The sequence below is a fragment of the Endozoicomonas sp. 4G genome (assembly GCF_023822025.1).
Classification (GTDB): Bacteria; Pseudomonadota; Gammaproteobacteria; order Pseudomonadales; family Endozoicomonadaceae; genus Endozoicomonas_A.
Map to the genome: position 1 here is coordinate 3661083 of NZ_CP082909.1, position 15980 is coordinate 3677062.

General features: G+C 46.4%; 7 protein-coding genes. 2 read left to right on the forward strand and 5 right to left on the reverse strand.

Annotation, left to right across the window (positions count from 1 at the left end):
• The first annotated feature begins 57 nt into the window (after positions 1-57).
• Together K7B67_RS14355 and K7B67_RS14360 are read left to right on the forward strand one after the other, a co-directional pair.
• Positions 58-1488 carry a YcjX family protein gene (locus tag K7B67_RS14355; RefSeq protein ID WP_252176577.1) on the forward strand — a complete coding sequence of 477 codons (1431 nt, stop codon included), beginning with the start codon at positions 58-60 and terminating at the stop codon, positions 1486-1488.
• The gene (locus K7B67_RS14360; protein WP_252176578.1) at positions 1485-2477 is read left to right on the forward strand and encodes a TIGR01620 family protein; all 993 of its coding nucleotides are present in this window, start codon (positions 1485-1487) and stop codon (positions 2475-2477) included. The genes K7B67_RS14355 and K7B67_RS14360 overlap by 4 nt, the downstream gene beginning before the upstream one ends.
• Positions 2478-2568: 91 nt before the next feature.
• On the opposite strand, the gene K7B67_RS14365 is transcribed toward K7B67_RS14360, so the two are convergent.
• From K7B67_RS14365 to K7B67_RS14385, 5 genes are all read right to left on the reverse strand, one after another.
• Positions 2569-5061: a hypothetical protein gene (locus K7B67_RS14365; protein WP_252176579.1), complete on the reverse strand. Its 2493-nt coding sequence runs from the start codon at positions 5059-5061 to the stop codon at positions 2569-2571.
• A 73-nt stretch (positions 5062-5134) separates the two neighbouring features.
• Positions 5135-7669 carry a hypothetical protein gene (locus tag K7B67_RS14370; RefSeq protein ID WP_252176580.1) on the reverse strand — a complete coding sequence of 845 codons (2535 nt, stop codon included), beginning with the start codon at positions 7667-7669 and terminating at the stop codon, positions 5135-5137.
• A 226-nt stretch (positions 7670-7895) separates the two neighbouring features.
• A complete protein-coding gene (locus tag K7B67_RS14375; RefSeq protein ID WP_252176581.1) occupies positions 7896-10343 on the reverse strand; it encodes a hypothetical protein in 2448 nt (815 codons plus the stop codon).
• A gap of 209 nt (positions 10344-10552) precedes the next feature.
• Positions 10553-13090 carry a hypothetical protein gene (locus K7B67_RS14380; RefSeq protein WP_252176582.1) on the reverse strand — a complete coding sequence of 846 codons (2538 nt, stop codon included), beginning with the start codon at positions 13088-13090 and terminating at the stop codon, positions 10553-10555.
• Positions 13091-13382: 292 nt separating this feature from the next.
• The gene (locus K7B67_RS14385; protein ID WP_252176583.1) at positions 13383-15980 is read right to left on the reverse strand and encodes a hypothetical protein; all 2598 of its coding nucleotides are present in this window, start codon (positions 15978-15980) and stop codon (positions 13383-13385) included.

Genomic DNA, 15980 nt, shown 5'->3' on the forward strand with positions numbered 1-15980 from the left:
ACCCGACATCACTATCAGAGGAACAGAAACGAATAGTTAAACAAATAGTTGATCAATGTGCGCAAGCAAGACCTCAAAAGAACATTAAAAATCACTGGCGACAGGGCGAAAAGACTGGCCAATTCGACATCAGTTGCCGTCGCTGCCGGTGTTGACCGTCTGCTGGATAAAAGAGTCTGTCTGGGTATTACCGGCTTCAGTGGCAGCGGCAAGACGACTCTGATCACCAGCCTTATTCACCAGCTTCGTTACTACCCCGATGCTGCCCTGACCGCATTGCCCCCCGCGTTGCAGGATCGTCTGCTGGGTGTCGAAATATCACCACTGAAGGATCTGCCGCTGTTTCCCTATCAACAGGGAGCCAATGCACTGGACAGGGAAGCCTGGCCCCAGGCTACACGACAGGCATCAGGATGTTTGCTGGAGATCAAATACCGCGCCCGCAGCCATCTGATTCCCGGAAAAAAACCGGGCATTGGTCGTCTTTATCTGGAAATACACGACTATCCGGGGGAATGGTTGCTGGATCTGCCGCTATTGGAAATGAGTTACCAGGACTGGTGCCAGCAAAGCCGAAAACTATCCGCCGCCATGCCTGAAGATCCTTTTTTAACTCAACTGACGTCGCTGAACCTTCTGGAACCTCTTGACCCATGGCGGCTGAACTCACTCTGGCAACAACAACTGGATTTTCTGAAACGCTGCCAGCAAAAAGGGTTAACGATGATTCAGCCCGGACGCTTGCTGCACCTGGCTCCCGACAGCCCTGAAAGCCATTTTCCATTTATTCCCCTGCCACAACTGGTGGAGCTGAGCGAAGCAGCAAAAACGGCGGCTCCTGAGGATGCGCTCTATCGAATCTGTGAAACGAATTACCAGCATTATCTGAAACAGTGGGTAAAGCCTTTCTACAAAAATACCTTTCAACGCATCGACCGCCAGCTGGTTCTGATTGATGTGCTGAAAAGTCTCAATCAGGGTCAGGAAACCATGGACAACCTGAGACTGTCACTGACCCAGGTTCTGCAAAACTTTGAATACGGGACTAACAATATTATTCGCCGATTGATTCAGCCCCGGATTGACCGAATTGTCTTCGCGGCCAGCAAAATCGATCAGGTTTTGCCTGACCAGCATGAACAGGTGCGATCCCTGACGGCGTCTCTGGTCAGGGAATCTCAACGACAGGCCACGTTTAAAGAGGTTGATATTCGTTGCGAAGCCATCGCCTCGGTGCGTTCCACCAGCTATGCCGATCATCAGGGCCAGAGAGTCCTGAAAGGCAATACCGAAGAGGGGCCCGGACTGCTTCTCCATCCTCCCTTGCCAGAGCAGTATCCTGATAATGACTATTGGCAGAACTGCAAGCAATGGCAACTGCGCAAACTACTACCTCCAGCCGGACTGAAACTAAACAACGGAAGCCGGTTACCTCATATCCGCCTGGACAGTGTTCTGAATGATCTGCTGGGAGATAAATTTCAATGAAGCCCACTCAAGAGAAAGACGAGTTTTTTATTCCCCTGGATCAAAGCGTAGAACTGGAAACGCCACAGTCCCTGAGCGATGATCACAACCTGCCGCTGTTTAGTGATCCCTCACTATCACTGAAACCACTGCGTTTTCTAAGCCGTGCGGCCAAAGGCGTGCTTGCCCTGATTGCCATTCTCGCCACCTGGCAAACGGTTGAATTCTTTCATTTCCTGAGTCAGACACACTGGTCATTAGCCACCGTATTTGGCTTGCTGGTTGCTGGCCTTATGGGGGTGTTGGGAAAAGCAGTCTGGGAATACTTCGGCTATCAGCAAGACTTCAAAAGTGTCAACCAGTTGCAGTCAGGCGCCGAGAGCATTGTTAAAGTCCGCTCCTGCGGACAATCCAAATCCTGGCTGGCAAAATTAAATGCGCTTTATCGGAACAAGCCTCATCAACTGTTGCTGGAAAAAGCCCTCAGCACCCTGCCTGATTATGCCGATGATACCGAAACCCTCCAGCATCTTGATAAGCAGCTTTTTAATCATCTGGATGAACAGGCTGTTGCCAGAATTTCCCAGCATAGCCAGCAAACGGCCATTATGGTGGCTATCAGTCCACTGGCGCTGCTGGATATCCTGTTGTCAGGCTGGCGTTGCCTGAAGATGCTGGATGAAATCTGCCAGATTTATGGTCTTTGTCCCTCTTTGCCTGCAAGAATGAAATTATTAAAGATGGCACTCACCCAAATGGCCCTGGCGGGCAGTACCGAGCTGATTACCGACCAGCTGGTAGATCTGGCCTCCAGCAAACTGATCAGCACGATCAGCACTCAGGCCGCAACGGGGGCAGGTATGGGTTTCTATACGGCAAGAATCGGTCTTCTGGCCATGGAACTGTGCCGGCCGGTGCCTTTTGCAGAGGGTCAGCGGCCAGGAATGGGGAAAATGACGAAAGAGATCATTAGCTCAATCCGGGCACGGTTTCAGAAGGAAAACGAATAGTAAACGCTTTCAATTTAATTGATGGGTGAGGTATGCATTCCCCGCGGAGTGTGGGAACGAGGGGGTGTACGGATATCAGAGCTTGGGTGCACTAGTTATCTTTTGTCCTGCCAGCCGGGGTGAGTTTTATCTGAACGTAAATACATTCAGGAAAATTGTTGTTGTATTTAACATTGTCCTCGCTATACAGCAGCCCACCAATCAGGTTACGCAGGCATATTGGATACGGATCGGGATGAGTCATCATAGACCTTTTAAACTTGTAACCACAGACATCACATGATGAACTGCCTCTCAGTACGAATGATTTTTCTACCAGCTCTTCACCTTTTTCGTTAAAAATTATGGGTATCGCCATACGACGATGTTCTAATTTAGATAAAATACGGAAAGAAAAACTGCTTCCTCCGAGATCAAAATTGAACTCTATAGAAAAACCATCAGAGTTATAAAGATCATCGCCGATAAACTTTACACAGTGGGTTTCGCGTCGATACCCTATTCTAGTGACTGATTCATAAAATATCTTCGAAATTCTGCAATAGTAGGTATCTTCCCCTGATTTCTTAAACACTGGAATAATCCCCTCCCTGCCTTCACCCGTGTAGAGCTCAACGGGGGACTGCTCAGTTCGGTCATAAAATAAGGCATCATCCTGATTCAGTCGCACACTGGGAAGGCAGATCTCCCTGTGCACCCTCATTCTTGATAGAGCGACCTGTTGGTAGCAGATACGACACTTGACTTTGTTGTAACGGCATTTTCTCAAGTGCATCGGTACTATGGCAGGCTGATGTTCAAAGGTGCAGCCATCAGCAGCATTAGGGCAGGGAACAATTCCCCAGCAGTTTTTTAAATGCTCACGTATTCCCATCACCACATCTTGTTTCAACGATAAACGAGTATTACAAAAACGGCATGTGGCGCTGTGTCGACTCGTGCTTCTGATGCATTGCAAGTAAGCTGAATCAAGGGTGTTTCCTCCGGAATTGAAAAAAGCATACGACTGGTGATGAATATGAGAAGCTTCGCCTGTGCTCTGTTGTCCAGAATGACCGTCGGCCAGCTGTTGGCATCTGTTCTGAGCGGCCTCGAATACCCGGGTAAATGCCTCTGCCAGTTGCAGGTGTTCGGGATCGTTGATCTGACGGCAATTGAGAAGAAACTGCTCAATTTTGTCTTTATCTTCTGGCATTACCGGCACACCATAAAATAATACACTCTCCCGAGAAATGGCCTGTTCTTTCTCACTCAGGCTCGCGGGTGCTGACCGATCTTCAAGGGGACTGTCACTGTAGTGCTCTTTGATATGATTCTTCATCATTGCCAGCGGGCAGCTGTGGTTACACCCTAACGGACATTGAAACATGATGACCGCGGCAGCCTCTTCGTAGTTGAATGAACCACCATACATTTCTAAACTACAGGTGACGCATTTCCCAATGTTCCTCAAACCTGCTTTAGTCATTGCATTAAAACAGTCGATACAGACACTGTGAGGAGGACTGGAATGGCAGGCTTTCGCTTCTCCGGTAATGAACTCCTCGCAAACGGAGCAATACAGATGTTGCTGGTCTTTATTAAGAAAAGCGATCGCATACAGCGGAATGGGTCTTTCATAGTCGTTTTCTGGCGTTCTATAATCGTAAATGCCCTCAACTTTCTGCAGGTTTACGTGTTCTTGCTTTCCACCCCCTTTGGTAGATGCTGTGCTGGGTTTCCGTGCTTGTTCTGAATTGCCTTCTGAATGATGCGTTGCATAAGTTTCAGATCGAGTCGATTGTTTATTTTGTGGATTCTTTACACCTTCAGGGTTTACAGGCCTTTGAGCACCAGAATGTTTATCGGGATTATGTTCAAGCCTTTCATAAGGATGAAAAGGCTGCTTGCGAACAAAACGGTTCCATTCGTGCCAGCCACCGCCCGCTGGCAGCGACGGGCCAAAAATCTCCGGATACAGTGACTCAAGGAAGCTCTGGCTATACAGACTGAACTGTAAGTAAGCTGCAAACCTGCTGACAGATAACAGCTTGCCGTTGCGCAGGATGATATATGACAGCTGCCCATTATTATCCTGTACACAAAAGGCAGCTCCGTGAATAAAGGCGAGAAATCTTAATAACGGATCATCCGGGAACGCGTTCAGCCGCCACTGATCAGCCCATCGGAATACAGATCGAATACCGCCGGTATCACTGTCAACAGACTCAGCCGCAATAAGCTGCGGCCAGTTTTCATCGGCCATATCGCTGACTTTTGCTACCGCAGGAAACTCCGAAGGCGCAAGAACCAAAGACTCTTCCTCATCAAGCTTTAGCCCGATGGAATCCTGAAAGGTGAGCTGTGATTTTATCTGACGGTATTGCGGTGCGACGTCGGAAATGAGGGGTGGATCCAAATCAGGCAATGGGAGCGTTGCTTTTGGCGCACCCCGGTAAACAGTGGCCAGCAAGGGCAACAACGAACTCAGTGAAATGGGTTCAGCGAGACTTTCCAGAGCCACTGCCTGCTGTATCGTTGCCAGTTGCATCATAAGGCAGAAAAAAAGAAATCTGCAGACAGCCAATGCGTGATAGTTTTTCATATCGCCCCGATATCCATCATTCCAAAAACTCTGCCAGATGCTTGAAATGAGTACCGTTAATAGAATAGATGCTCTATCGCTCAACCGGGGTGAGTTTTATCTGAACGTAAATACATGAAGGAAAAAAACTATTGTGATCACGTTGATCATTGCTATATAGCAGGTTAGAAGTCAGGCTACTCAAACATATTGGATACGGATCGGGGTGAGTCATCGTATCCTTATCAACCCTGTAACCACAGACATCACATGAGGAATGACCCCTTAGTACGAATGTCTCTTCTACCAGTTTTTTACCTTCTTCGTTAAAAATTACGGGTAGCGCCATACGACGATGGTTTTCTTCAGAAAAAATACGGAAAGACAAACTACTTTCTCCCTCATCAAATTGGAACTCTATAGAAAAACCACCAGAGTCATTAGGATCATTGCCAATAAACTTTATGCGGTGCCTTCCCCTTTTAAATCCAGATTTAATTCCGAAGTTAGTGATTGATTCATAAAAAAGCCTTGAAATTTTGCAATAGTAGGTATCTTCTTCAGGTACCTTATACACCAGAACGGTCCCATCTCTATTTAGCTCTCCGATGATCTGAATGGGCGTCTGCTCAGTTCGGTCATAAAAAAAGGCGTCACCCTGACCCAGTTGCACACTGGACAGGCATCTTTCCCTGTGCATATTCATTGCCTCTGAAGCTACCTGTTGGAGGCATATCTGGCATTTGGCTTTGTTGTAACGGCATTTTAACAAGTGCATCGGCATTATGGCGGGCCGATGTCGAAAAGTGCAGCCATTATCGACATTAGGACAGTAAACGGGTCCATAGCACTGGTTTAAATGTTCCTGTATAGACGTCACTCCTTGATTGAACCATAATTCGCTATTACAAAAACGGCATGTGCCACCTCGTTGTCCCACGTTTCTGAGACATTGCAAGTAAGCCGAATCAAGGCTGCTTCCTCCAAAATTGAAAAAATCATTCGACGAGTTATGACTATGACAAGCTGCGCCTGTGCTCTGCTGTCCAGAATGACCGCTGGCCAACTGTTGGCACCTGTTCTGAGCTGACTCTAAAAGCCGGGTAAATGTCTCTGCCAGTTGCAGGTGTTCGGGGTCGTTGATCTGACGGCAAGTAAGAAGAAATTGCTCGACTCTCTCTTTATCTTCTGGCGTTATCGGCACACCATAAAATAATACACTGCCCGGGGGAATTCCCTGTTCTCCCTCGCCCTGGCTCACGGCTTCTGATCGACCTTCAAGGGTATTGTCACTATAGTGCTCTTTAATATGGTTCTTCATGAATGCCAGCGGGCAGCGGTGGTTACACCCTAACGGACATTGAAACAGGATGGCCGCAGCGGCATCTTTGTAGTTGAATGAACCGCCACACACCTTTCCACGACAGGTGACGCATTGTTCAATATTGGGCACTTTGGCTTTCTTCATTGAATTAAAACAGCCAATACAGACACTGTGAGGACGACTGGAATTGCAGGCTTTCGCTTCTCCGGTAATGAATCCGTCGCAGACGGGGCAATGCAGATGTTGCTGGCTTTCATCAAGAAAAGCGGTCGCATATAGCGCAGTGGCTTTTTCATGGTCGTTTTCTGGCGTTTTATAATCGTAAATGGCCTCGACTTTCTGCTGGTTTATGTGTTCTTGCCTTCCATCCCTTTCGGTAGATGTTGTGCCGGGTGCCTGGGCTTGTTCTGAATTGCGTTCTGAGCGATGCGTTGCACGAGTTTCAGATCGAGTCGAACTTTCATTATTCCCGTATGGGCTTAAAGGCCTTTGAGCACCAGAACTGTTATTGGTTTTCTTAGACTTTTTATAGGGATGAAAAGGCTGCTTGCGAACATAGCGGTTCCATTCGTGCCAGCCGCCCCCCGCTGGCAGCGACGGACCAAAAATCTCCGGATACAGTGACTCAAGGAAGCTCTGGCTATACAGACTGAACTGTAAGTAAGCTTCAAACCTGCTGACAGATAACAGCTTGCCGTTGCGCTGTATAATGTATGACAGTTGCCCACTATTGTCCTGCACACAAAAGGCAGCCCCGTGAATAAAGGCAAGAAATCTTAATAACGGGTCATCCGGGAACGCGTTCAGCCGCCACTGATCAGCCCATTTGAACACAGATCGAATACCGCTGGTATCACTGCCAACAGACTCAGCCGCAATAAGCTGCGGCCAGTTTTCATCTGCCATATTGCTGACTTTTGCTACTGCAGGAAACTCTGAAGGCGCAAGAACCAGTGATTCTTCCTCATCAAGTTTTAGCCCGATGGAATCCTGAAAGGTGAGCTGTGACTTTATCTGACGGTATTGCAGTGAAACCACAGAAAAGAAGGGGTCAAAAGAGTCTGGACTATCTCCGATATTTCCTGGGATTTGCACTGACTGGGGCGGTGGATCCAAAACAGGCAATGAGTTCTTTGCTTCAGGAGTACCACGGTAAACAGTGGCCAGCAAGGGAAACAACGAACTTAATGACATGGGGTCAGCGAGACTATCTGCGGCCATTGCCTGCTGTATCGTTACCATTTGCATCATAATGCAGAAAAAAAGGAATCTGCAAACAGCCTGTGTTTGATAATTTTTTTTCATATCACCCTGATAGCCGCTACTCATTATTGCAGTCAGGAATGATAGACTATTTTTCTTGAGTGCAATGACTTTATGTCATCTTGAGCAACCAAACCCCGTTCAGGATGAACGTAGATTGTTCACATCAAACTCTCTGAAGTGACGTACTGGCACACGGTTTCAATGTAATTGATGGGTGATGTATGCATTCCCACGCAGAGCGTGGGAACGAGGGTAAATCGGTTATTTAATGAGAATGATTATCTTCATGCGTAAGCCCTGCAACCGGCGTAACTTTAATCTGAACGTACACACATTCAGGAAAATCACCGTTGTGACGAATTCCATCACCGCTAGTAAACCGTGTATACATCAAACTATCCATACACACTGGATATGGATCGGGATGAGTGAACGTATCTTCGGTAATCTTGCAACCACAATCATCACATGAGGAACGGCCTTTTAGTAAAAACGATTTGTTTAAAAGCTTTCTACCTTTTTCGTTAAAAACGATGGGCAACGCCATACGACGATCCTTTTCTCTTTCTGGATATCCAAGCATATAGTTATCTGCTGATTTTATTTGAAAACCAAAACTACCTGTTGGTTCATCAAAATCGAAACGCACAAGAAAATCAACAAAATTATCGGGGTTATTACCGACAATCTCTATAGTGTGGTCTGCCCTTATACATCCTACCTGAGTTATTGATTCATAAAATAACTTTGAAATTTTGAAATAGTAGGTATTTTCTTCAGGTATCTTATACACTGGAATAGTCCCCTTGCTATCGTGCTCACCGTAGAGCTGAATGGGTTCCTGCTCAGTTCGCTCATAAAATAAGGCATCATCCTGATCCAACTGCACACTGGAAAGGCAGTTTTCCCTGTGCATCTTTATTTTCGGTATGGCTACCTGTTGATGACATATACGACACTTGACTCTGTTGTAAGGGCATCTTAACAGGTGCTGCGGCATCAGGGCAGGCCGTTGTTGAAAAGAACAACCATCACGGCTATTAGGGCAGGAAACGACTCCAGAGCATTCGTTCAGGTGTTCCCGTACGCCTATCACGCCCTGATTCAACGGTAAACAGGTATGACAAAAACGGCATTCGGCGCTTTGTAGGCCAGTACTTCTGATACACTGCAAATAGGCCAAATCAAGGCGGCTCTCTCTGGAATCGAAAAATTCATACGATGCATGATGAGCTGCGCTCTGCTGTTCACGCTTGCTTTGAAGTCCCTCGAATGCCTGGGTAAATGCCTCTGCCAGCTGCAAGTGTTTGGGATCATTGATCTGACGGCACGTTTGCAGAAACTGCTCGATTCTGTCCCTGTGCTCTGACATTAGAGGCACACCATAAAATAATACATGCCCTGGGGGAGTCGCTTGTTCCTGCTTATTCAGGCTCAAGGTTTCTGATTGATCTTCGGAGGCAACCTGACTATGGTGCTCTTTGATATGGCTCTTTATAAATGCCAGCGGGCAACTGTCCTTACACCCCAACGGACATTGAAACATGACGGTCTCGGCAGCATCTTTGTAGTTGAATAAACCGCCACACATCTCCCCACGACAAGTAGCGCACATTTCAATGTTGTCCAGTCCTGATTTCACCATTGAGTTAAAACAGCCTGAACAGACACTGTGAGGAGGACTCGATTTGCAGGCTTTCGCTTTTTTGGTAATGAGTTCCGCGCAAACGGAGCAATACAGATGCTGCTGACTTTTATTAAGAAAAGCGATCGCATATAACGGAATGCCGGTTTCATCGCCGTTTTCTGGCGGCTTGTAATCGTAAATAACCTCAACTTTCTGATGATTTATGTGTTCTTGCCTTTCATCTCTTTCCGTAGATGTTGTGCCGGGTTCCCGAACTTGTTCTGAATTAGGTTCTGAGTGATGTGTACGAGTTTCAGATCGAGTCGATCCTTTATTATTCCCGTCTGGGCTTAAAGGCCTTTGAACAGAATGTTTATCGGCCTTTTTTTCAGGCCTTTCATAAGGATGAAAAGGCTGCTTGCGAACAAAACGGTTCCATTCGTGCCAGCCGCCCCCCGCTGGCAGCGACGGGCCAAAAATTTCCGGATACAGTGACTCAAGGAAGCTCTGGCTATACAGACTGAACTGTAAGTAAGCTTCAAACCTGCTGACAGATAACAGCTTGCCGTTGCGCTGTACAATGTATGACAGCTGCCCATTATTGTCCTGCACACAAAAGGCAGCCCCGTGAATAAAGGCAAGAAATCTTAATAACGGGTCATCCGGGAACGCGTTCAGCCGCCATTGATCAGCCCATTTGAACACAGATCGAATACCGCCGGTATCACTGCCAACAGACTCAGCCGCAATAAGCTGCGGCCAGTTTTCATCAGCCATATCGCTGACTTTTGCTACCGCAGGAAACTCTGAAGGCGCAAGAACCAGCGACTCTTCCTCATCAAGCTTTAGCCCGATGGAATCCTGAACGGTGAGCTGTGATTTTATCTCACGATCCAAATCAGGCAATGAGTTCTTTGCTTCAGGAGTACCACGGTAAACAGTGGCCAGCAAGGGTAACAACGAACTTAATGACATAGGGTCAGCGAGACTACCCGCGGCCATTGCCTGCTGTATCGTTGCCAGTTGCATCATAATGCAGAAAAAAAGAAATCTGCAAACAGCCAATGCGTAATAGTTTTTTTTCATATCGCCCTGATAGCCGCTAATCATTATTGCAGTCAGGAATGATAGACTATTTTTCTTGAGTGCAATGACTTTATGTCATCTTGAGCAATCAAACCCCGTTCAGGATGAACGTGGATTGTTCACATCAAACTCAATGAAGTGACGTACTAGTTTGTTAGGTGAGGTATGCATTCCCACGCAGAGCGTGGGAACGAGGGTAAATCGGTTATTTAATGAGAATGATTATCTTCATGCGTAAGCCCTGCAACCGGGGTAAGTTTAATCTGAACGTACACACATTCAGGAAAATCATCGTTATGACGAATTCCATCGTCGCCAGTAAACTGATTATTCAATAAACTGTCCATACATACTGGGTATGGATCGGGATGGGTGAACGTATCTTCGGTAACCTTACAACCACAATCATCACATGAGGAACGGCCTTTTAGTAAAAACGATTTGTTTAAAAGCTTTCCACCTTTTTCGTTAAAAACGATGGGCAGCGCCATACGACGATGCTTTTCTCTTTCTGGATATCCAAGTTTATATTGATCTGCTGAAACTATTATAAAACCAAAACTACCTGATGCGGCATCAAAATCGAATTGCACAGAAAAATCAACGAAATTATTGGGGTTATTACCAACAATCTCTATAGTGTGATCTGCCCTTAAACATCCTCCCTGAGTTATTGATTCATAAAATAACTTTGAAATTTTGAAATAGTAGGTATTTCCTCCAGGTACCTTATACACTGGAATAGTCCCCTTGCTATCCTGCTCACCGTAGAGCTGAATGGGTTTCTGCTCGGTTCGCTCATAAAATATGGCATCATCCTGATCCAACTGCACACTGGAAAGGCAGTTTTCCCTGTGCATCTTTATCCTCGGTAAGGCTACCTGTTGATGACATATACGACACTTGACTCTGTTGTAAGGACAGTTTAACAGGTGCTGCGGCATCAAGGCTGGCCATTGTTGAAAAGAACAGCCATCACGGCTATTAGGGCAGGAAACGACTCCAGAGCATTCGTTCAGGTGTTCCCGCACGCCAATCACGCCTTGATTCAACGGTAAACAGGTATGACAAAAACGGCATTCGGCGCTTTGTCGGTCAGTACTTCTGATACACTGCAAGTAGGCTATATCAAGGCGGCTCTCTCTGAAATCGAAAAAAACATACGATGCATTATGAGCTGCGCTCTGCTGTTCACACCTGCTTTGAAGTCCCTCGAATGCCTGGGTAAATGCCTCTGCCAGTTGCAAGTGTTTGGGATCATTGATCTGGCGGCAAGTTTGCAGAAACTGCTCGATTCTGTCTCTGTGCTCTGACATTAGAGGCGCACCATAAAATAATACATGCCCAGGGGGAATCGCTTGTTCTTGCTCATTCAGGCCCAAGCTTTCTGATCGATCTTCGGAAGCAAGCTGACTATGGTGCTCTTTGATATGGTTCTTTATAAATGCCAGCGGACAACTGTGGTTACACCCCAACGGACATTGAAACATGACGGCCTCGGCAGCATCTTTGTAGTTGAATGAACCGCGACACATTTTCCCACGACAAGTAACGCACATTTCAATGTTGTCCACTCCTGATTTCACCATTGAGTTAAAACAGCCATAACAGACACTGTGAGGAGGACTCGATTTGCAGGCTTTCGCTCCTTCAGTAATGAGTCCCGTACAAACAGGGCAATACAGATACTGCTGGCTGCTATTAAGCAAAGCGATCGCATATAACGAAATGCCAGTTACATCACCGTTTTCCGGCGGCTTATAATCGTAAATAACCTCAACTTTCTGCTGGTTTATGGGTTCTTGCTTTCCATCCCTTTCGGTAGATGTTGTTCCGGGTGCCCGAGCTTGTTCTGAATTACGTGCTGAGTAATGCGCTTCAGATCGAGTCGATCTTTTATTTCGTTCACGATTCACGCGTTTGGGGTTCACAAGCCTTTGAGCACCGTAGCGTTTTTTGGAATGTTGTTTTTTATAAGGATAAGGCTGCTTGCGAACAAAGCGATTCCATTCGTGCCAGCCGCCCCCCGCTGGCAGCGACGGGCCAAAAATCTCCGGATACAGTGACTCAAGGAAGCTTTGGCTATACAGACTGAACTGTAAGTAAGCTTCAAACCTGCTGACGGATAACAGCTTGCCATTGCGCTGGATGATATATGACAGCTGCCCATTATTGTCCTGCACACAAAAGGCGGCTCCGTGAATAAAGGCAAGAAATCTTAATAACGGGTCATCCGGGAACGCGTTCAGCCGCCACTGATCAGCCCATCTGAACACAGATCGGATACCGCCGGTATCACTGTCAACAGACTCAGCCGCAATAAGCTGCGGCCAGTGTTCATCTGCCATATCGCTGACTTTTGCTACCGCAGGAAACTCCGAAGGCGCAAGAAGCAGCGACTCTTCCTCATCAAGCTTTAGCCCGATGGCATCCTGAAAGGTGAGCTGTGACCTTATCTCACGGTACTGCGGTGCAACGACGGAATCGAGGGGGGCAAAAGCGTCTGAACGGTCACCGATAATTTGTGAAGGTTGCACTGGCTGGGGCATCGGATCGAAATCAGGCAATGGATTCTTAGCTCCAGGCGTACCCCGGTAAACAGTGACCAGAAAAGGCAACAACGAACTGAATGACATGGGATCAGCGAGACTACCCACGGCCACTGCCTGCTGTATGATTGCCATTTGCATCGTAAGATATAAAAAAAGAAATCTGCAAACAGCCAGTGCGTAATATTTTTTTTTCATATCACCCTGATAGCCGCTACTCATTATTGAAGTCAGGAATGATAGACTATTTATCTTTAGTGCAGTGACTTTATGTCATCTTGAGCAACCAAACCCCGTTCATCCTGAGCGGAGCTTGGGTGCCATTAATAGGGGGAACTGGGAACCGGGAACCCGTCAATTAGATTGAAAGCGTGTACTAGCTTGTTAGGTGAGGTATGCATTCCCATGCAGAGCGTGGGAACGAGGATATCCGTCATTGCAAAAACTTTGCCAAATGCTGGAAATGAGAACCGTTCATAGAATAAATGCTCTACCGCTTAAACGGGGTGAGTTTAATCTGAACGTAAATGCATTCAGTAAAATCGTCATTGTGAAGAACTTCACCTCTGCTATGAAGCCGTTTATGAATGACGTTGTCTAAGCATATTGGATAGGGATCGGAATGAGTGAACGTGTCTTTGGTAACCCTACAACCACAATCACCACACGAGAAATCTTTTGTTAGTACAAATGATTTATTTAACAGCTTTTCACCTTTTCCGTTAAAAATGATGGGTAGAGCCATACGACGACATTCTTTTGATTTATGTAGTTTTTCAGTTGGTAAAAATATCATTAAAGCTAAACTGCCTGATCTGCCATCAAAAAAGAATTCTATAATAAAATCAACGGAATTATCGGGGTTGTTACCGATAAACACTATGCCCTGCCTTTCCCGTTCACGTCCTCCTTGAGTTATTGATTCATAAAAATGCTTTGAAATTTTGCAATAGTAGGTATCTTCTTCAGGTACCTTATACACTGGAATAGTCCCCTTTTTATCATGCTCTCCGTAGAGCTGAATGAGCTTCTGCACAGTTCGGTCATCAAACAAGGCATAATCCTGATCCAGTAGTACACTGGAATGGCAGTTTTTCCTGTGCATTGTTTTTCCCGATACGGCTACCTGTTGACGGCATATACGACACTCGACTTTGTTGTAACGGCATTTTAGCAAGTGCATCGGCACCAGGGCAGGATTATGTTGAAAAGAACAGCCATCACCGCTGTTAGGACAGGGTACAATTCCAGAACATTCGCTTAAATGTTCCCGCACGCCCATCATGCTTCCATTCAAACATAAACGGGTATTACAAAAACGGCATTTGGCACTTTGTTGACCAGTGCTTCTGATACACTGCGAGTAAGCCGAATGGACGCTGTGTCTTATGGAATTGAAAAAAGTATGGGACGAGTCATGAATATGGCAAGCCGCACCTTCGTTTATCTGACCAGTATGAGCAATGGCCAACTGTTCTGACCGACTTTGAAATGCCTGGAATACCTGGGTAAATGCTTCTGCCAGTTGCTGGTGTTCGGGATTATTGATCTGGCGGCAAGTCTGAAGAAAACCCTCAATTCTGTCTCTGTGTTCCAGCATTACAGGGACACCATAAAATAATACACTCCCCGGGGGAATGGCTTGTTCTCCCTCACCCGGACTTGTGGATTCTAATCGATCGTCAGGCGTGTCCGGGCTATGGTGCTCTTTGATATGATTTTTCATAAATGCCAACGGGCAGCTGTGATTACAGCCTGACGGACATTGAAACATGATGAGCTCGGCAGCGGCTCTATAGTTAATTGAACCTTTCTGCATTTCCCCGCGACAAGTAATGCACTGTTTGATGTTCCACGCTTCTTCTTTAACTATTGACTCAAAACAGCCAATACAAACACTGTGAGGAGTATTCGATTTGCAGGCTTTCGCTTTTCCGGTAATAAGCAGAGTGCAGACGGCACAATACAAATATTGCTGGCTCTCATTAAGAAAAGCGATTGCGTATAAGGCAGTCGGTTCTTCATCGGCGTTTTCTGGCGGTTCATAATCGTAAATAGCCTCGACTTTCTGCTGGTTTATGTGTTCTTGCCTTCCATCTGTTTCCGTAGATGTTGTGCCAGATTCCCGAGCTTGTTCTGAATCAGGTTCTGAGTGATGTGCACGAGTTTCAGATCGAGTCGAACTTTCATTATTCCCGTATTGGCTTAAAGGTCTTTGGAAACCAGAACTGTTATTGGCATTCTCAGACCTTTTATAGGGATGAAAAGGCTGCTTGCGAACATAGCGGTTCCATTCGTGCCAGCCGCCCCCCGCTGGCAGCGACGGGCCAAAAATCTCCGGATACAGTGACTCAAGGAAGCTCTGGCTATACAGACTGAACTGTAAGTAAGCTTCAAACCTGCTGACAGATAACAGCTTGCCGTTGCGCTGTATAATGTATGACAGCTGCCCATTATTATCCTGCACACAAAAGGCGGCTCCGTGAATAAAGGCAAGAAATCTTAATAACGGGTCATCCGGGAACGCGTTCAGCCGCCACTGATCAGCCCATTTAAACACAGATCGAATACCGCTGGTATCACTGCCAACAGATTCAGCCGCAATAAGCTGCGGCCAGTTTTCATCAGCCATATCGCTGACTTTTGCTACCGCAGGAAACTCTGAAGGCGCAAGAACCAGTGATTCTTCCTCATCAAGCTTTAGCCCGATGGAATCCTGAAAGGTGAGCTGTGACTTTATCTGATGGTATTGCGGTGCAACGACGGAAGCGAGGGGGTCAAAAGCGTCTGAATTGTCACGGATAATTTTTGGAGGTTGCACTGATTGGGGCGTCAGATCCAAATCAGGCAATGGATTCTTAGTTTCTGGCGTACCCCGGTAAACAGTGGTCAGAAAAGGCAATAACGAACCAAATGACATGGGATCAGCGAGACTACCCACGGCCACTGCCTGCTGTATTATTGCCATTTGCATCGTAAGATAGAAAAAAAGAAATCTGCAAACAGCCTGTATTTGATGATTTTTTTTCATATCACCCTGATAGCCGTTACTCACTATTGCAGTCAGGAATGATAGACTATTTTTCAT